The sequence below is a fragment of the Spiroplasma endosymbiont of Monopis laevigella genome (genome assembly GCF_964019975.1).
GTDB classification, from domain to species: Bacteria; Bacillota_I; Bacilli_A; order Mycoplasmatales; family VBWQ01; genus Spiroplasma_E; species Spiroplasma_E ixodetis_A.
In genome coordinates, this window is the sequence record NZ_OZ026473.1 from 267396 (window position 1) to 286296 (window position 18901).

Annotated in this window: 27 protein-coding genes; 20 read left to right on the forward strand and 7 right to left on the reverse strand. The window is 21.1% G+C overall.

Annotated elements, in window-relative coordinates; translation table 4 throughout:
* Positions 1 to 2: 2 nt before the first annotated feature.
* Positions 3 to 485 carry a hypothetical protein gene (locus AACK94_RS01540; RefSeq protein WP_338960869.1) on the reverse strand — a complete coding sequence of 161 codons (483 nt, stop codon included), beginning with the start codon at positions 483 to 485 and terminating at the stop codon, positions 3 to 5.
* Positions 486 to 588: 103 nt separating this feature from the next.
* Between AACK94_RS01540 and AACK94_RS01545 the strand changes: the two genes are divergently transcribed.
* On the forward strand, positions 589 to 1134 hold the full coding sequence (locus AACK94_RS01545) for a hypothetical protein (RefSeq protein WP_338959069.1): 546 nt from the start codon (positions 589 to 591) through the stop codon (positions 1132 to 1134).
* Positions 1135 to 1581: 447 nt separating this feature from the next.
* Here AACK94_RS01545 and AACK94_RS01550 read toward each other — a convergent pair.
* Positions 1582 to 2699, reverse strand: a protein-coding gene (locus tag AACK94_RS01550) for an IS3 family transposase (RefSeq protein ID WP_338975927.1) whose coding sequence is annotated in 2 segments (ribosomal slippage) — positions 1582 to 2429 and positions 2429 to 2699 — 1119 coding nt in all. Because the reading frame shifts where the segments join, the coding sequence is not laid out codon by codon here.
* Positions 2700 to 3038: 339 nt separating this feature from the next.
* Here AACK94_RS01550 and AACK94_RS01555 point away from each other — a divergent pair.
* The 17 genes from AACK94_RS01555 to AACK94_RS01640 all read left to right on the forward strand — a co-directional run bounded on the left by AACK94_RS01555 (position 3039) and on the right by AACK94_RS01640 (position 13353).
* On the forward strand, positions 3039 to 3557 hold the full coding sequence (locus tag AACK94_RS01555) for a hypothetical protein (protein WP_338975928.1): 519 nt from the start codon (positions 3039 to 3041) through the stop codon (positions 3555 to 3557).
* A 134-nt stretch (positions 3558 to 3691) separates the two neighbouring features.
* Positions 3692 to 3895, forward strand: coding sequence for a hypothetical protein (locus AACK94_RS01560; RefSeq protein ID WP_281748866.1), 204 nt, complete (start codon positions 3692 to 3694; stop codon positions 3893 to 3895).
* Between the two features lie 8 nt (positions 3896 to 3903).
* A complete protein-coding gene (locus AACK94_RS01565; protein WP_338975929.1) occupies positions 3904 to 4368 on the forward strand; it encodes a hypothetical protein in 465 nt (154 codons plus the stop codon).
* 299 nt (positions 4369 to 4667) lie between these two features.
* The gene (locus AACK94_RS01570) at positions 4668 to 4826 is read left to right on the forward strand and encodes a hypothetical protein (protein ID WP_338975867.1); all 159 of its coding nucleotides are present in this window, start codon (positions 4668 to 4670) and stop codon (positions 4824 to 4826) included.
* 2 nt (positions 4827 to 4828) lie between these two features.
* The gene (locus AACK94_RS01575; protein WP_338975931.1) at positions 4829 to 5071 is read left to right on the forward strand and encodes a hypothetical protein; all 243 of its coding nucleotides are present in this window, start codon (positions 4829 to 4831) and stop codon (positions 5069 to 5071) included.
* Positions 5072 to 5172: 101 nt separating this feature from the next.
* The gene (locus tag AACK94_RS01580; protein ID WP_281749441.1) at positions 5173 to 5313 is read left to right on the forward strand and encodes a hypothetical protein; all 141 of its coding nucleotides are present in this window, start codon (positions 5173 to 5175) and stop codon (positions 5311 to 5313) included.
* Positions 5313 to 5828, forward strand: a complete 516-nt coding sequence (locus AACK94_RS01585; RefSeq protein ID WP_338975933.1) for a hypothetical protein — start codon at positions 5313 to 5315, stop codon at positions 5826 to 5828. The genes AACK94_RS01580 and AACK94_RS01585 overlap by 1 nt, the downstream gene beginning before the upstream one ends.
* A gap of 16 nt (positions 5829 to 5844) precedes the next feature.
* The gene (locus tag AACK94_RS01590; RefSeq protein ID WP_338975872.1) at positions 5845 to 6003 is read left to right on the forward strand and encodes a hypothetical protein; all 159 of its coding nucleotides are present in this window, start codon (positions 5845 to 5847) and stop codon (positions 6001 to 6003) included.
* Positions 6004 to 6043: 40 nt separating this feature from the next.
* Entirely contained in the window at positions 6044 to 6232 is a 189-nt protein-coding gene (locus AACK94_RS01595; RefSeq protein WP_338975934.1) for a hypothetical protein, read from the forward strand.
* Position 6233: 1 nt separating this feature from the next.
* Positions 6234 to 6419, forward strand: coding sequence for a hypothetical protein (locus AACK94_RS01600; RefSeq protein ID WP_338975873.1), 186 nt, complete (start codon positions 6234 to 6236; stop codon positions 6417 to 6419).
* A gap of 17 nt (positions 6420 to 6436) precedes the next feature.
* The gene (locus AACK94_RS01605) at positions 6437 to 6811 is read left to right on the forward strand and encodes a hypothetical protein (protein WP_338975874.1); all 375 of its coding nucleotides are present in this window, start codon (positions 6437 to 6439) and stop codon (positions 6809 to 6811) included.
* A gap of 18 nt (positions 6812 to 6829) precedes the next feature.
* On the forward strand, positions 6830 to 8014 hold the full coding sequence (locus tag AACK94_RS01610; protein WP_338975935.1) for a hypothetical protein: 1185 nt from the start codon (positions 6830 to 6832) through the stop codon (positions 8012 to 8014).
* 14 nt (positions 8015 to 8028) lie between these two features.
* Positions 8029 to 9726 (forward strand): hypothetical protein, encoded by a 1698-nt coding sequence (locus AACK94_RS01615; RefSeq protein ID WP_338975936.1) that lies wholly within the window; start codon positions 8029 to 8031, stop codon positions 9724 to 9726.
* Positions 9727 to 9729: 3 nt separating this feature from the next.
* A complete protein-coding gene (locus AACK94_RS01620; RefSeq protein WP_338975937.1) occupies positions 9730 to 10086 on the forward strand; it encodes a hypothetical protein in 357 nt (118 codons plus the stop codon).
* A gap of 47 nt (positions 10087 to 10133) precedes the next feature.
* A protein-coding gene (locus AACK94_RS01625; RefSeq protein ID WP_338975938.1) for an IS3 family transposase occupies positions 10134 to 11251 on the forward strand; the annotation gives its coding sequence in 2 pieces (ribosomal slippage) (positions 10134 to 10404 and positions 10404 to 11251; 1119 coding nt in all).
* A gap of 65 nt (positions 11252 to 11316) precedes the next feature.
* Positions 11317 to 12204 carry an Mbov_0401 family ICE element transposase-like protein gene (locus AACK94_RS07425; RefSeq protein WP_422397399.1) on the forward strand — a complete coding sequence of 296 codons (888 nt, stop codon included), beginning with the start codon at positions 11317 to 11319 and terminating at the stop codon, positions 12202 to 12204.
* A gap of 738 nt (positions 12205 to 12942) precedes the next feature.
* Entirely contained in the window at positions 12943 to 13353 is a 411-nt protein-coding gene (locus AACK94_RS01640; RefSeq protein ID WP_338975942.1) for a hypothetical protein, read from the forward strand.
* Here AACK94_RS01640 and AACK94_RS01645 read toward each other — a convergent pair.
* The 5 genes from AACK94_RS01645 to AACK94_RS01665 form a co-directional block, all read right to left on the reverse strand.
* Positions 13325 to 13597: a hypothetical protein gene (locus tag AACK94_RS01645; RefSeq protein WP_338975944.1), complete on the reverse strand. Its 273-nt coding sequence runs from the start codon at positions 13595 to 13597 to the stop codon at positions 13325 to 13327. The two genes, AACK94_RS01640 and AACK94_RS01645, sit on opposite strands and share 29 nt — an antisense overlap.
* Positions 13597 to 15234, reverse strand: a complete 1638-nt coding sequence (locus tag AACK94_RS01650) for an ATP-binding cassette domain-containing protein (protein ID WP_338975945.1) — start codon at positions 15232 to 15234, stop codon at positions 13597 to 13599. Before AACK94_RS01650 ends, AACK94_RS01645 begins: the two co-directional genes overlap by 1 nt.
* Complete coding sequence (locus AACK94_RS01655; RefSeq protein WP_338975946.1) at positions 15227 to 15679, reverse strand: cysteine peptidase family C39 domain-containing protein; 453 nt, start codon at positions 15677 to 15679, stop codon at positions 15227 to 15229. The genes AACK94_RS01650 and AACK94_RS01655 overlap by 8 nt, the downstream gene beginning before the upstream one ends.
* Before the next feature lie 54 nt (positions 15680 to 15733).
* Positions 15734 to 15949 (reverse strand): hypothetical protein, encoded by a 216-nt coding sequence (locus AACK94_RS01660; RefSeq protein ID WP_338975948.1) that lies wholly within the window; start codon positions 15947 to 15949, stop codon positions 15734 to 15736.
* A gap of 220 nt (positions 15950 to 16169) precedes the next feature.
* Positions 16170 to 17273, reverse strand: coding sequence for a MupG family TIM beta-alpha barrel fold protein (locus AACK94_RS01665; protein ID WP_338975949.1), 1104 nt, complete (start codon positions 17271 to 17273; stop codon positions 16170 to 16172).
* A 344-nt stretch (positions 17274 to 17617) separates the two neighbouring features.
* On the opposite strand from AACK94_RS01665, the gene AACK94_RS01670 reads away from it, so the two are divergent.
* Positions 17618 to 18187, forward strand: a complete 570-nt coding sequence (locus AACK94_RS01670) for a hypothetical protein (protein WP_338975950.1) — start codon at positions 17618 to 17620, stop codon at positions 18185 to 18187.
* A gap of 372 nt (positions 18188 to 18559) precedes the next feature.
* Entirely contained in the window at positions 18560 to 18817 is a 258-nt protein-coding gene (locus tag AACK94_RS01675; protein WP_338975951.1) for a hypothetical protein, read from the forward strand.
* The last annotated feature ends 84 nt before the right edge of the window (positions 18818 to 18901 follow it).

Below are 18901 nucleotides of genomic sequence, written 5' to 3' on the forward strand. Positions count from 1 at the left end.
TTTTATTTTAATTCAAGTTGAAAAATTTCATTATTTTCCAATTTAATATCATCAATACCTACTGAAAAATCAATAAATTCTTTACCATTTCAATGCTCAATGTATCAAAATTTTTTATCTTCTTGAGTACCTTTTTTACCTTTTACAGCAACCAAAAATCTTCCCAATTGACTTTTTTCAACAGTAAAATCATTAGAACAAGCACTTAATAAATTACCAAGTGTATTAAAAGTAGTAATATAATTAGTTTTTTCAAGGATAGTTTCCTTGCCGTTGATAGCTGTAATTTCAATATTAGTAGTAATGCTATTTTGATTAGTAGTACCATTTAAGAATTTTGGGATATAAATAATATTTAGTATTAATGAAGTTCCTAATATTAATATAATAGAATTATATTTGCATCATTTAATAAATGTTTTATTTTTAATTATTTTTATAAAATTATTTTCTCATTTCTTACCATCAGTTTTTATTTTTGTCATTATTATCAGCCTTTGAATTATCTTTTTTATTTTATTATATTAAAAAAAATAAAAAAAAGGAAATTGCTTATCTCATTTTTAATAATTATTGAGGTGAAATTAAATGAGATTATTAATTATAACATTGACAATTCTTTTTCTTGCAAGTAATGGATTAGTTGTATTAAAGTTGATTAAAAATTTTAATGAAAATGAAATAGTTAGTAAGGAAAAAAATGATACAAAAATTATTACTATTACTGTTGAAATTAAAGAACATTTACCAATTAGAGAAGATTTATGTATACGAAATAAATATTATGTTAAAATTCTTAATTCAAAAATAAGTATTATTAATTTAATTAATACTTTGAATATTTCTAATGTTTATTTTGACATTTTGGCATTAAATCTAAATCAAAATATTAGTGAAAATTATAAATTAATATTATCACCAAGAAATAATGCTATTAAATATTATTCCCGTTATACTATTACTTTAGAGCCTTTAATTAATTTAGGTTTAAATAGTCAAGATGCCAAAAAAGTATTATTATTATTTAATAAAAAAAATTTAAATGCAAAACAATTGTTAGAGAATTTAGAAAAATTATTAATAACCACAAAAAGAAAATATATACAATTGATGCATAAATTTATTAGTTTTTAATGATGTTTACTTATCATGCTTTATTAGTTTTATTTGGGCGGTTGTCAAAGTTACGAAATAATTAATTATCATATTAGTAACTTATTTCCGAAATTACCATTTAAAAATGATGATAGACAAATTAAATTCTCTTTTACCCTTAAATTTATATTCGACGTATTTTAAAAAATATAGATTTTATAAGATAAAATAAAAATTATTAACAAGGAAAAAGACAAGAAATAATCTTGTCTTTTTTTGTAATTGTAAAATTTTAAAATTTTTAATAACCGTCTTTAACGCTATTATCAACACGTGTTAGGGAACTAAAAAAGTGAACTACAACACAGTTGTTAAAAATAGTAGCTAGAACATGTGGACTTGCATGAATAAATAAAAAGTGGAGTGATACCTAATAAATTATACTAACCATTTAATGGTAATTTGGAATGGCAACCCTTTTTAGGACTATTTTTTGGTAGACATTTGTTTTTGATAACTAATTGGAGTTAGGTAGTTTAGAGTACTGTGAATTCTTATGTTGTTATATCAATTGATGTAATCAAATAATTCTAATTTTAATTGGATTAATGATGTAAAATTTTTATCATTAATAAATTCAATTTTGAAAGTTTTAAAAGTTGCTTCAGCAACAGCATTGTCATAAGGACATCCTTTTTTGCTTAAAGATCGAGTTATGTTGAAAGCTAATAAAAGTTTATCAATAGTTTTATTATTGAATTCATTACCGCGATCAGTATGAAATATTTCAATATCTTTTAAACAGTGATTTGATTGCATAAATGCTTGATATACTAATGATGCATCTTTTTTAACTCCAACACTATGTCCAATAATTTCGCGGTTAAATAGGTCGATTAATAGGCAAATATAGTTTCATTTACCATTAACTTGAACATAAGTTAAATCACTAACAATAACTTCATTTTTAATTTTATTATTAAAGTTTCTATTAACAAGATTGGTTATTTGACTATCATTGACTTTATTATGATAATTTTTGAATGATAATTTAGTGTATTTTGATATTAAATTATGCTTATTCATAATTTCTTTAATTTTTCTGCGTGATAAATAAATTTCTTGGTTTGCTAGTATGACTTTTAATCTTCTAGTACCATAAACTTCTTTATTTTCTTTAAAAGCACTAATAACAGCTTGTTCATAAATATTATTTTGAATTTTATTTTTTTTCTTTAAATTAAAATAATATGTTGATTTAGAGAGTTTTAAAAAATGACACATTGTGCGAATTTTATATTTAGATTTATTATTTGCAATAATCTCTACTTTCTGCCTATTATTAGTGCTGCTTGCTTTAAAATATCAATTTCCATTCGTAACTGTTTTAATTCTTTATTTGCTTGAATTAATTGTTTTTCTAAATCTGAAAGATTATCTTTAGTTTTAAAACTACCTGAATTAGTAAATTGCTTAATTCAATTGTAAGTAGCTGCTCTTGTAACATTGTATTCTTTAACAAGGCAAGATACTGATTTGCCACTTTGATATAAAGCTACTATTTGTTTTTTAAATTCATCTGAATATGAGTTAATAGTGACCATAATTATAATTCCTTTCTTTTAACTAATTTGTTCACTTGTCTATGTAATTAGTGTCCAATAAAGTGTAACCCATCCAATTCTTGGGGTGGGAGCGAATTGGAAACTAGTATATATAGACCTACTAGGGAACCTACTATATTAATTCTATTCTTTATTTAACCAACCTTGCGACTCCCCAGTGAGCAAGTGTTGATTTTATTTTTTAAAATTTCACAATTTATTTTTGAGCCCAGAATTTCTGGAATGAATAAAACGAATAGTAGTATTATTAATAATCTAAAAATCAAAATATATGTTCTTTATGCTAGAAGCAACAGAACATATTAGGAAAGGATTATTATGCAAATAGAATTTAAAAAAGAACAAATTTTTAAAGATAAACCACAATCTATTCTTATTGATTATGTTGAATATAAATTATCACTTCCAAAATGAATGATTAAAAATAATTCTTTTATTGTTGATAACAGTTACACATATTGAGTTTTTAATTTAGAAAATATTAAAAGAGAATTAAGTGGTAATGAATTAATAAAATTATTAGAACCATATATTAAAGACCAAAAAATAACTGTTAATAAACCAACTGCTCCAAAAGAATATTATCTTAATGATATAAAACTTGAACCATTAAAATTTTATGAACAGCATAATAGTTGATTTATAGGTGAAATAACAGATAACAAAACTAAAATTACTAATCCTTGTTTTAAATATAACATTACGTGAGAAGAAAACAGAAAAGGTTTTAAAATAAATAATCCATATAAACATGATGATTTACCAATTAATTATCTAGTTACTTCTTATAAGGAAATTTCAACTCATAATGAAAAAATATTTTTGTTGAACATGTAAACAAAATAAATTAGATTATTTATTATTTAATACTAATGATATAAAAACAAGAAAATATTTTTTAAGAGATAAAAATAGTAAAGCGATTTGTTATGATTGTATTTTAAATATTAGGTTAAGTAGGAGGTATAAATATGGATAAAGAATATTTAACTAAAAGAGGAACGATTTGCATACCAGACAGTGATGATATTGAATTTAAAATAGTACTAATTAAACTGATTGATGATTTAAAAAAAGATAATTTAGTTTGTGGTCATAAAGAATTTATTGAAGAATGTAAATATTGTTGATGTAATTGTGATTTAGAAATTATTAAAACAGTTATTAGAGGTTAACTTAATTAATGCAATATGATTTAATTATTGGAATTGACCCCGCTGGAATTGGTAATAATGGAATTATTATATACTCAAATGAAACTAATAATATTGTTTTTAATGAAACATTCAATACATTAACTGTTTTATGAACTAAAAATATGTATAAAGAAAAATTTCAATTAATTAAAGAAAAATTTATTGATAAAAAAATATTAGTTATTGTAGAAAATTTCTTTTTAAATTCAAAACAATTACTAACTAATCCATTATCAACGCCTAAAATCATTGGTGCATTAATGGTATTAGTTCAAGATGTTTTCAACTGAGATTATCTAGAAAACCAAGCAAAAAATAAAAATAAAATAACAAATTATAAAGGAAATATAAAATTAACAAAACATGAACAAGATGCTTATAAGCATATTCAATATTATTTAAAAAATCATAAAAAAATATTAATTTTTGATAATTATTTAAGGAAATTATAAACATGAAAGATAAAGCAAATTATGTCAAATTAACAGTAAAACTAAGTAATACTATTGAAGCAAAATATTACGAAAAAGGTAATAAATAATTATATTATAGTGTTAGAGGTCAATGAAATGGATTAAACTATGTTACTTTAATTTTTAACAACCCAAAATTTTATAGACGCTGTATTTTATTAAACAAAAACGATGAAATTATAGTAACTGGTCAAATTTTTAATACTTTAAATATTGCTAAAAATCGTGCATTTTGTTCAATTAATGTTAAATGATTTAAAAAATGAAAAGAGTAAAAAATGATATTATGAAAAATTTTATTAATAGTACCAATATTAATAACAAGCATAACACTAATAATATTTTTAATATTTATTATTAAAGAATTAAAAAATGAATATAAAGTATTAAAAATATTAAGTGAAATTTCTAATCAAATTAAAACTAAGGAGAAATAATAATGAATAAAGAAGAGTTAGAACAATGAGTATTTAATGAAATAGGTAAAATTGAAAGTATTAAAGAAGATAAATTATTACATGAAAATTGTATTAATAAAGAAAAATTAGTATCTTTTTTATCTGAATTTTATAATAATTTTAATCAAGTTGAAGACAAATCATTTCAATCAAAAGCAGATACTTATGCAAATATATTAGAATATTTAGAAAGTAATGAATTTTATAATGATAATAAAAATTAAAAAGAATAATAAATGTGGTTATGGTAGAGTTTTTGCTCATAAATGTAATAACTTATGTAAACAAAAACAAAATAAAAGAGTTAGGAAAGAAAGGTTAAATTATGAATAAAGAAAAATTAATTAAATATTTAAAAACTTTATTTATGGAAACTGATAATTGAGAAAAACAAACAATTATTGCAACGAATTTAATAATACGTGAAGAACTGATTAAAAAAATAGAAAATGGAGAATTTGAATAATGATAATATTACCTACTTTGTTTGAAAATAAAGATGAAATTGAAATATTATCACCATTTCCAAAACAAGAACATCAGTCATTAATGGATTGAGATACATATATTAGTTTAAATGCTTATGGTATTTCAAATCTTATTAGTGGATTAACTGATTTAATACCTAATAAATTTGAAGCAATAAGAAAGATTTGTAATATGGCTACTGGTGGATGTTTAATATCAAGTGGTGTAGCAATGGGTATAAATAATGATTTTAATAATGCTTATGCAATTCCTACTATTGTTGCTGGTGAAAGTGAAATAATCCATAATTTATTACCTATGGAAACTACACATCATAATGAAGAAATGCAAGAAACATCATTTAATGATGAAACTGCAAGATTAGTAAATGATAATAGATTCACAATTAATAGTGAAACAACTAGTCAATACGGTAGTGATAATATGAGCGAAGTAGTATTAAATCACGATAATGCTTCATTAAATTGAGATTATAATCACATGAGTTTATAAAGGAGGTGAATAATTTATGAATAAAGAAAAATTACTTGAATATTATAATCAGGAAATAAAAATATATAAAGAAAAAATAGAAGAATTCAATAAAGAAATATCTGTATTAGTAGAAATTATAAGTAATTCACAATCAATGATTGAAAGAATTAATGGTGGTCAATTTGATGAATAATTAAAAATTAAAAATAAATAGTTGAAAGGAAAATATTCAAATGAAAGAATTTTTACATGAATTAATCATTATTGGAACAAGTGTAGGAACATTAATTTGCAGAGAATTAATTGTTTGATTTAAACGATTTATTACAACTCCAAAACATGTTCGAGCAAATAACAAAATTATAAAACATCAAAAAAAATTAGCAAAATTAAACGAAAAAATTAATAAAGGAGAAAAATAATATGACAAAAATTGAATTTAATGAAAAATATAGAAAACAAGATATCAGAATTGATAGGGATTTTGAATTACATATTGATAATTGTTTTAAATTTACTGATATTAACGCATTAGAAAATGCAGTTAATGATTATAAAAAATTAATAAGTGAAATGCCACAATTAGTTAAAGATTGATTATTGGGATAAGATTAGGAGAATGTTAAATGTTAGAAAATGAAGATAATGTTCAACAAACAACTGAACCTTTAACTGAAAATAATGCTCAACAAGAAATAGAAAATAAAGTTAATGAAGCAGAAAATAAGTTAAATAAACTTAATCAAGAAATTAAAGAAAAAGAAATAATTAATATATTTAAAAAATATCAAGTTAAAACTGAATTTTATGATTATTTAAAATTTAAAACTCATAATTTAGAAAATTCAAAAATTGAAGAAACTATTAAAAAAATGATTAAAGAACAACCAGTATTTAAAGAAACAATTAATACAGGTGGCAATAAACAAATAATTATTAATAATAAAACAAATGATAAAGAAAATTTTTTAATTAATTATAAAAAGAAAAATTATTTATAAACGAAAGGAAGAAATAAAATGTCAGTACCATTTAATCAAAATTTAGACAATACAGAGAGATTAGTAGAAGCGCCAGAATTTATAGAGTTTTTTAAAATTTCAAATAGTCCATGGGCAAACTTTTTCCCTACTGAAATTGTTGACTCAGTAAATATTGAGTTTATTGTTAAAAAACCAAAAAAACCAGAAGTAAAAATTATTGCTTGAGATGATAAAAGTAAAAGATATGAATTACCATATGTTGATACAGATAAAATTAGTAAAAAAATAACTAAAAAATATCTTGCAGGAGAAATTATTGCAGATGTAGATTTAAAAGCAAATAATGGACAAAATTTATTAGATAGTATGCAATATGAAGTTGCAAATGATTTAGCAGATAAATTGGCAATTGATGATACACAAGCAATTGCAAAATTTGCTACTAAAATCGATATTGAAGATACAACACCAGTAGGCTATTTAAAATCAATGTTATCCGCTTGAAATACTTTGTTTCAATTTAGAAACATTGCAAATAGTAAATTTTTTATTACTAATGGTCTTTATGATAGTTTAGTTTATTTAGCAGATAATAAAGGTTTAATTACCGATAATCAGTTAGCACAACAATTACGTTTAAATGGAAATAGTTTATATGTAAAAGGTGTATTATGTGAAATCGTTCTTGATGATTATATGATTTTTACTAATGATAAAAATGAACAACAATTAATGACCTTTATTTTAGCAACACCAAGAGCGATGAAAAGATATATGATAGAAAATACAGTTATTTATGTAGATTTTATTAAAGATGATAAAGCAGGAAGAGCATATAAAGTTGCTGGTGAAGTTGTTGGAGAAGCAATTCCATATATTTCTAATAATGAAACAACATCAAGATGAATGTTATGTGGAGTTATTAAAACAGAAAAAACTGATTTAAAAACTAAAATTACAGTTTTAACAACAAATATTACTGCAAATGTTAATAACAATAACAATGAATTAAATACAGAAATAAAAAGTACTAATGAACTTAAATCATTAAATCCAAATTTAACAAATCCAACTATTAAATATTTTAGTGATGCACAAGGAAAAACTAATGTAAGTAATCAAAAACAAAAAGCAGGTGACTTATACATAACTATTACTGCTAATGTTAATGACTTAAATTATAAAGGAACAACAAATATGATTAAAATAACTCTTAAATAAAGGAAATTAATATCATGCCAATCGGTACAACTAGTACAGCAATACTTTTAAACATAAATAAACCAAAACATACTAGAATAAGTAAACAACAAGAAAATAAAAGTTTTTGATGAGAAATTTTAGAAATGATTGGTGTACAAGTTATAGCAGTAGCACTTGCTCCTTTTACTGGTGGATTAAGTGAAAGTGTAGCCCTTGGATTAGGTGCAAGTGATTTAATTGCTAGTATTAGTGCTGTTGGTGTAGAATTTTTAACTGATTTTACTATTAATCAAGTTTATGATTATTTAAAATGAAATGTAACACCATTAAATACTTTTTTTAATATATTACCAGCATTTGCTGGACTTAATAAAATTAGTCGTGGTTATCGTACAACTAAATTTATTAAGTTAGCACAAAAAACTAAAACATTAGAACAAGTTGGTATTAAAGAAGCAAAAAACTTACAAGAAATTATTAGTCAAGTAAGTGGAAAAGAAATTTTAACAGATAAAATTATTGGTAATAAACGTTATTTAATGAATTATAGTTTTGCTCCCAATCGTGAAACAATAATACAAAATTTAGGATATGTTGCTGAAAGAGAATATAAGAACAATTTTCAAAAATTAGAAGCACAAGAGTTAAAAGATTATTTATTATTACAAAACGAATTAATAAAGTTAAGTCCACAATTAACTCCTAAATTTAAAATTAAAGATATTGATAAAGCAAACATTTTTTTACAAAAATATAATACTGATTTAAAAGAAGTATTAAAAATGAACCAACATGATTGATTAAATTTAGTTCATACAATACATTCAGAAAATAGATATGGAAAAACTTTAATTTTAGATTTACAGAAAATTCGTGCAAATGCTATTAAATTTAATTTTAAAAAAAGTTCAATTCATAAGATTGTTTTAAATGCAAATAAATTTTTTAAATATTTGGATATTAGATTTTATTTAAAAAAGGGTTTAAATAAATTTTGAAAAAATACACCATATTTTGAAAAATTACGAGAAAGTATATATAAATTACAAGAAAAATTTGAAAAATTAGAAAAACAAGCATTTGAAAAAATTAATAAATTAAAAGAAAAAGCAACAGATTTATTTACTAGTGCAGAAAAAAGAGCAATTAAACATGCACAATTAATTCCATTAAATTCCCCAGTATTTATGGGTTGTAAAATTCAACCTTTGTCATTAGATAAATGTGCAATTACTATTTATCATCGTAATCCTAAATATAAACCAATTACAATTGTTGATAGTATTTTTAAAGCAGAAACTTTTGTTACTCAAATACATCCATTCCATTGATATCGTTGATATAGTGGTTGATACATTGGTTATGGAGTTAATCAAAATAAATGATTAAAAGCAATAGCATTTGCACCACCGGTTGTTCAACAAATAATTAGAGATAGTTTTAAAGTATACAGAGAAATATTTAGAATCGTAAGAACTTATCATAAAGTAGTAAATGTTATTAATAATCCTATTGAAAATATTAATAAATCATTTAAAAGTGTTGGTTTAAAATTTTCAGTAAATACTTTATTTGGTACTGGATTATTACATCATTTAGAAAAGTTTGCATATAGTCAAGTTGTAAAAAAAGGTAAAAAAAAGTTACAAAAAGAAATTATCCATATATCACATAGAAAAACTAAAACAAAAACTAAGCATTATAAAAAAGCATTTTTTAAGGAATGATAAAATATGATTAATAAACTTTGAACTGATGTCAGTCTTGAAAATTATAATAACTGATATCCATTAACTGGAAAAATTACAGAAACGCCACAGCAATACATACAAACATGACCTAATGTTAATGATTGATTTAAAACTTTTGCTATTCGTGCTCAAAATGATATTAATGCTTATCTTGATTTTATTTTATCTAAATTTACTTTTGATAGTTTTAAAGATGAATTAATTAAAGAAACATTAAGAGATATGGTTTATGTTATGGTTGAACATTGAGTATTTAATCGTACACCAATTGAATTTAATGTTGATGCAACTATTCAATTTAGTGCAAATATGGATGGGTTACACTTTATTGGACACTAATTACATAGACAAGTGAACAAATTAGTTAAAAGAAAGGAATTATAATTATGGTCACTATTAACTCATATTCAGATGAATTTAAAAAACAAATAGTAGCTTTATATCAAAGTGGCAAATCAGTATCTTGCCTTGCTAAAGAATACAATGTTACAAGAGCAGCTACTTACAATTGAATTAAGCAATTTACTAATTCAGGTAGTTTTAAAACTAAAGATAATCTTTCAGATTTAGAAAAACAATTAATTCAAGCAAATAAAGAATTAAAACAGTTACGAATGGAAATTGATATTTTAAAGCAAGCAGCACTAATAATAGGCAGAAAGTAGAGATTATTGCAAATAATAAATCTAAATATAAAATTCGCACAATGTGTCATTTTTTAAAACTCTCTAAATCAACATATTATTTTAATTTAAAGAAAAAAAATAAAATTCAAAATAATATTTATGAACAAGCTGTTATTAGTGCTTTTAAAGAAAATAAAGAAGTTTATGGTACTAGAAGATTAAAATTCATACTAGCAAACCAAGAAATTTATTTATCATGCAGAAAAATTAAAGAAATTATGAATAAGCATAATTTAATATCAAAATACACTAAATTATCATTCAAAAATTATCATAATAAAGTCAATGATAGTCAAATAACCAATCTTGTTAATAGAAACTTTAATAATAGAATTAAAAATGAAGTTATTGTTAGTGATTTAACTTATGTTCAAGTTAATGGTAAATGAAACTATATTTGCCTATTAATCGACCTATTTAACCGCGAAATTATTGGACATAGTGTTGGAGTTAAAAAAGATGCATCATTAGTATATCAAGCATTTATGCAATCAAATCACTGTTTAAAAGATATTGAAATATTTCATACTGATCGCGGTAATGAATTCAATAATAAAACTATTGATAAACTTTTATTAGCTTTCAACATAACTCGATCTTTAAGCAAAAAAGGATGTCCTTATGACAATGCTGTTGCTGAAGCAACTTTTAAAACTTTCAAAATTGAATTTATTAATGATAAAAATTTTACATCATTAATCCAATTAAAATTAGAATTATTTGATTACATCAATTGATATAACAACATAAGAATTCACAGTACTCTAAACTACCTAACTCCAATTAGTTATCAAAAACAAATGTCTACCAAAAAATAGTCCTAAAAAGGGTTGCCATTCCAAGAAGAATTTATGAATATTTTAATGAAGAATTACAAGAATGAATTCGTGTTTGTTTAGTTGATGAAATAATACAATTACCTAAATATAAAAGAATTGGTGAAGATATTGAAGATACTATTATTGAAAATTTTGCAGATGGAAAAAGATATCGTGATATTTGTGTTATTTGTAAAAAAGCAGGCATTAGTGTTAGTAGTGTTCATAGAGTTTTTAAAAATTTTGAAATAGTTGAAGCAAATCCAGTAAAAGTAAAATTAGAAAAAAATCAACCTATTTTTGCATCAATTGATGATGGTCATCGAAAATTTTGAAATTTTAAACGTAAAGGTACAAAACATTCTATTCGATTAATAGTAACATATACAGATAATATTAATCACAAAGTACAAAATAAAAGAGTAAAAGCAATTATAAGACCAACAAAAACAAAAATTGGAGTTAAAAAAACTGCTGAATTTGTTAAAGAACATTGTCAAAAATTTTACGAAAACATTGAACAAGCAAAAATTATTATTTGTGGTGATAGTGCAGGATGAATTAAAGAAGTTGCTGATTATTTAAGTACACAGTTTGTTTTAGATAAATTCCATTTAATTAGAACATTATATCTTGGTATAATGGCTGGAAATAAAGGAAAATATTTAAAAGAATATAATCACTGTAAAAATTTAATTAATAATGGTAAATATGATGAATTAATTGACTATTTATATAATCAATTAGATAATCATAAAAAATTAAAGAAAAAATATTTTAAAAATAATAAACAAGGTATTGAAAATCAAGGTGCAAAATGAAATATTGGTTGTTTTACTGAAACTAATATTTGACATGTTTTAAAAGAAATGCTTGGTAATAGAACATATAATATTTTGATTTATATTAAAATGGTTATTTTTAAATGTAATAAAATAAATTTAGAAACATAATTTAATGAATATAGTAATTATTGATTATTTCACAATTTGCAATAAAGTCTCAAAAATTTTTATTTTTAATTTTTATTTTTAAATAAATTATTCATAAAATTAATAATATAGTTATAAATATTAAAATTGGTACTAAAATCTCGCAAAAAATAATTCCAATTTTAAATTGTAATAAAGAATAATGATAATAATTATGAACAGTATAATAGTTTCCAAAATTTTTAAGAGAAATCTTATTATTACTTAGAATATAATATAAACTATATTTACTTCATAATATAAAACCATTATATTTAAATATTTTTTTTAAAATTTTATGTAAAGAAATATTTTTCGAGATTACTACTTCTTTTCCATGAAATAAACCTATTATTCACAATCCTATAATTAAAGTTAAAATAGTTAAAATAAATAGTAATACAGTTATTAACTGTAAATTTTTAAGTGCTTTAATTTTCATTTTTAAATTCTCCTTAATTTTATTTCATAAGTTTAACATTTAACAAACTTAATTATAAGTATTTTTGTTGCAATTTATTTAAAAAAATTATATTATTTAAATACAATTTCATAAAAATCCAAATTATTTCTTGTCTAAAATATAATAAGACTATATAAATTTAATTTATTCCGGATTTTTGACAATCTCCTGTTTTATTTCTAATATTTTTAGTTTTCTTTTTATCAAGTTTTACGATATTTAGTGGTTTAGTTTTATTATTAATAATAATTATTCTTTTGTATTATATTTTTTTTAAAAATCAATCATTTTATAAGTATTTCTTTTTATTATTAGTATTTACTTTTACTTCCTTAGTTAATATTAACTTTAAAAAAGATGAACATATAAATATTGAAAATGTTAATTTGAAAGTAGTAGAAACCCATCCAAATTATTTGATAGTACAAGAAGGATGAGAAAAATATTATTTATTATCACATTATTATATTAATAATATGCAGTATACTATTAATGCCCAATTAGATGATACACTTATTTTTAAAGGTCAAACTAAAGATTTAAAAACTATTAATAATTTTTATGAGTTTGATTTTAAATTATTTTTAAATGCTAATAATGTTAATAAACAAATAGTAGTTAATGGAAATAAAGTAAAAGTTATTTTTGTAAGTTACACAGATTACTAAACATTTCCAAAAAAATAGTAATTTGATTAAAACTATTAAACTTTAAACATTCTTCTCTTTTAAAATCTAATAAATAAGCAAAGTGTCCCTTATTTTCATATCTTGTCTCACTTATAAAAATAGTTTGACCATTACCAGCATAAACATGAGGAATATTAATAATTTTTAAACCTAATAAGAGTCTTAAAAAAAGAAAAATTGAACTACTCCCTAATAAATAAGTACTTTTTCTAAAAAAAATCATTATTCATTACCATCTATACTTTTATAATTATTTAAATCAATTACATTTTTAAATAATTTTACTAGTGTTAAATCATGACCTGCATAAATAATAATTATTTTTTTATAATGATTCAATAATAAAGTTATTAACTTTATTTTTAAATCATTATTGATGTTACTCAAAATTTCATCTAATAAAATTACTTTTCAATCATAAAAAAATAAACTTAAGAAAATAATTATTTGTTTTTGACCTTGACTAAGATTAGCCCCATATTCTTGACAATAATAAAATGTTGTTAAACCTAAACTGCCCAAGAGATCATTAAATCCTAATTTTTGAAAATTTATTAATTTTTCTTTTGTAATATTAAATGATAAAATATTTTCTAAAACTGTACCGTTATGAATAATAGAATTTGAATGTAAATAAATACATTTTTTTTGTCAAAATTCATATGAAATATTATCTAATCCAATTTCATTATTAATTAAAATTTTACCTTGAAAAGGCACATATTTCTGAATTAATAATGATAGTAAGGTTGTTTTACCAATGCCAGAAGGACCAATAATAATATTACTTTGTTTTAATATTAAATTTAAATTACTAAAAACTACTTTATTTCTTAAATTAAAATAACAATCTTTTAATACTATTTTATTAATTGATATTGAAAAAAAATTTTTGTTATTCTTATATTGTAATCTACAATTAATAAAATTATTAAATCTTTGAAATGATTTAATAAAAACCGGAAAGAAAATAAGACTATTACCAATATTTTGAAAAAAAGAATTAATATAAATACTAATACTAGTAATAAATATTAATTGAGATAGATTAATTTTACCATCAAAAATTAATATTAATGATAAATATATAGTAATAAAACTAATAATATTTTTAATAAAACTTGTTAACGAACTATTATTAATAACTAAATTATTTAATTGTCAATAATTATTAATATGTGTATTATACTTTTTAACTAATATACTTTTAATATGCAGTTGCAAATTGCGAAAATAGGCATCTTCAAAATTTTTTTGACTTAAAATTATTTGTTGCTGCAAATCTAATTTGGTAACTAGTTCTTTTTTTACTAATGGTTTTTTTCATAACATTATTATAAAATTAATTAATACTGTTATAAAACCATTTAATAAATTTACTAATCAAATCATAAAATGAATCTTAATCAAAACTATTCTAACAATAACACTAGTAATAAAATTAATAATTATCTCTAAACTATTATGACAAAACATAGTTGATATATTATTAATATCTTGATATATTTGTAAAAAATCACTACCATTATATTTTTGTATTTCTATTGGTTTACTTTTAAATCATTTATTATGAAATAAATCTACTAAAAAGTTATTGAAATAAAAATAAAATTTTTGACATATTTTATTTAAAATATATTCAATTAAAATTTTCATTAAATTAATAAAAAAGAAACTTAATAATAAAATCATTGCTAACTGTAAACTATTATTTAAAATAATTTGATTAATAAAATGCTTATAAAATACTTGTGCTATAAAAAAGGTAGTAACCAAAAATAAATTATTAATTATAATAATTAATGAATAATATAAATAATTTGGAATCAAAAATGGTCAAAAATTTTTAATTTTATTCATCTTTTTTTTTATTAGTAATAAAGAATTTATTTATTATATTAGTTGAAATAACAACATTTGTAAAAATTTTTGCAAAATCTTCAATATTTTTTCAACTAAGTTCAATATCTTCTGGATTTGCCACCAGTCATTTATTTTTTTTCTTTTTGTAAATAACTACAAAATGAAATCCAACATTAGCATTATATATTTGAATAATTAATGGTTTAACAATTATTAGTGATTTTAATTTATCAAAATTAATATTATAAGATTTTAATAATAAATTATAATTACTAGCCAATTGTTTTAATTCTAAAAGATTAATTCCCAATTTTGTTAAAAATATATCTTTTTTTATGTCATTAATTAATAACTTCTTCTTAAAATAAAACCTATATATCATAGCAAGACATGCCAAACCACAATCATTTTCTGTTTCTTGTTGAACAAAAGGATATTTCATATAAAAAATAACCGCCAATAATAATTAACAGTGATTACCATTTTTTCCTTTTTATTACTTACGATGTTTTTTCTTTTTAGCAGCAGAGCTTTGTTTTTCGCGTTTTTCATCACGCGCAGAAAGAAAATGTTTATGTCTTTTTTCTGCTCTTTTAGTCTCTTGGGCCTTTTTACTAAATCCTTTTAAAAGACTTTGAAACTCTTGTTCACTACTTGTTCGTTCTTCGTTTTCTTTGTTGTCTGATGATGGTGATTTTTTCACTGAATGCATTCATGTCAGCTCCTATTTTTTATTTTACTTTAACAATTATATTAGTAAATTAAAAAATTATCAATATTTTTATACAATATTAAACTTTTTATTTTAAAAAAAAATTAAAAGTAAGATTATCTTTTAAAATTTCACACTTACTAACTATTATTTAATAATACTTAATGATTTTATCATATTTTAAATGTTTATGTTTTTAATAAATAAAATAAAAATTTATTTATAAAATAAATCTAAATGAACGATTTGACACTAAAAATGGAATAAAATTTAAATCTTCTTTAGAAAGTTTACCAACAACGTTACGAATACCATCATTTTTAATTTTATTTGTAATAATATGTAATTCACCGCGATAATTTTGTGCTTTATTATTAAGAATAACAACATCACCTTTTTCTAATCATTGATTAGTATTGTTAGCAGGGATATCTAATTTTTGATATATAACTCGAGAAATAACACTACGAATTATATCTCGTGCTAAATCAGATCTAACTTTATGAATATTTTTGTCAAAAAGAATCTGTTGTTCACTATCAGTAATATTAGAATTTAACTCAATTTTTAACGATAAATTTTTATAATCAATTTCATTTATCATTTTCAAATCATATTCTGTTAAAAACTGGTTAGCAATAATTATCATATCAATGCATAAAGCAATATAATGACGAATTTGTGTTACCAATGGTCAATCACGATGCAGTTCTAATGTTGGTAAATTATCATTATATTTTCAAGGTCCAATTTTATCTTTTCCTAATAATGTAACAAAGCTGGCAAATGGAATTTTATTAACAACGCTTTCAGATTGATTTAAACAAAAAAAGTCAATATCAGCACCGGTATATCTTTGTGGATAAAAATTATAACAACTAATAAGGTTATTAACATTAGCTTTATAAAATAATATTAAGTAGTTGATATCATTAACAACATATGAACCATTAATAAATATTTTAAAATTTAAACGATTTTGACTTAATTTTGCTTGATGTTTAATATCAATTCCTTCGTTGCAACGAATACCCGATAAACCATACATTTTAAAAAACTTTATGAAATCAAGTCGTTTATTAAGATTCAGATTAAATTCATTAATAAATTCAATATTAATATCTGCAAAAACATGCATATTATACTTTTTAGCAATTTGTGTTAATACTACTAATTTTTTTAAATTTTCATAATCTGTTTTTTTAAAACTAATTAAAGTTGTAAAAATAGTTTTAATATTATTCTTGGCTAATAATTCGGTATAATTTTTAATTTCTTCTAAATTTGCTAAATGTAAATAAACTGCAGCACCAATTTTTTCCATTTACTTCCTCCTTTACTTTTTATATATTAATTTTATCATTTTGTAACTTAATAATTTTTAATTTTTACAATAAATAATGTAAAGGATTCCTAGTTTGATAAAATAACTACTTCTACATAAAAATAAGAAAATTGACTACGCTAATCTTAATTTTAATACACCTTATACATTAATAAATCTATAATTTACATTTATTCATGTTAAGTATTAACTTTATAAATATAATTATTTTTTATGCTAATATTTATTTATAATTTAATAAAAGTTAATTCCTAATATAGAAATTTATTTATATTAGGTTTTTTATTAAATTAAAATTAAAGAAAGGAAAAAGATTAAAAGATATGCCTTTAACTTATATAGAAAAAGAAAAACTATTACAAAATGAAAGAGAAAAAAGAAAAAAAGAAGCAATAAAAAATATTAACAAAAAAATACCAGGTGAATATTTATTAAAAATATTTGAAACTATAATCTTAGATAATGATACAAAAGTTAATAAGGAAAATCTTCAACAATCTCAAGAATTCGAAACATTTGAAGAAAAACCATTACAAGATAATGAAAATAAACAAGAATCAAAAAACTGAACACAATTTAAAACAGATTTTCCAAATATTGCACAAATAATAAAAAATAGCAAAAATACTGGCATCAAAATATTAACATCTTTAATTACATTTTTTGAAATTAATGATGACCAACTTGGAATTACAGAATATATACTAAATTTAAATGAAGAACGTAAAAAAGAAAAAATGAACATTAAAGAAATTGAAGAAAAAATTAAAAATATTTGAAAAGAAATCAAAGAATTAGAAAGCAAGCTATTTTCAGATGAACCATTATCATTATGATCTTGTTCTTCTGAATTAAAAGAAGAAAAAATTAGTAAAAAATTGAACTTGAACTAATAAGAATAGGGAGGTTCGAAGTATCACAAGCACAAATGGAACAATATTAACCAGAAATAAAAAAAATTATAAACGATTCAAAACAACTTTTAAAAGAATATGATGATAAATTAAATAAATCAATTACATTATAAATAATTTGTGTAATTACTTAATAAAAGGTAAATTTTTAGTGTTTATTAAACAAAAACAAACATTTATACTTTTTTATCTTATTTAATTATTATTTTTGATATACTATAAGTGTTTATTACTATATAAATTAAAAAAAGAGGATAAAATGAAACAAAAGCAGATTCAAAAAACAAATGATAAAAATGATCAAAAATTAAAAAAACTATCGAAACAATTGATATTCAAACTAAAAATAATTTGAATTCAAAAGAAAATGATGAACAAACTGAAAATGATAAATACGAATTAAAAAAACTTAAATTTTATTTTATAATTAAATTATTAACAATAATATTTGCATTTTTATTGACAGTAGTTTTATATTTAGGTTTTTTATTAACAAATAAATTAGACTTAGATACATTATTAGAATTTGAATGACCTTTATTACTACTAATGGGAATTACAACCACAACATTACTTCCAAGTAAAATATCTAAAACTACTAAAATTTAAAATAATTTTATAATTATTATTTCTTATTGCTTAAATTATATCCTTTTAACAAAAAATATTATTAATCTCTTTAAAAATAAAATT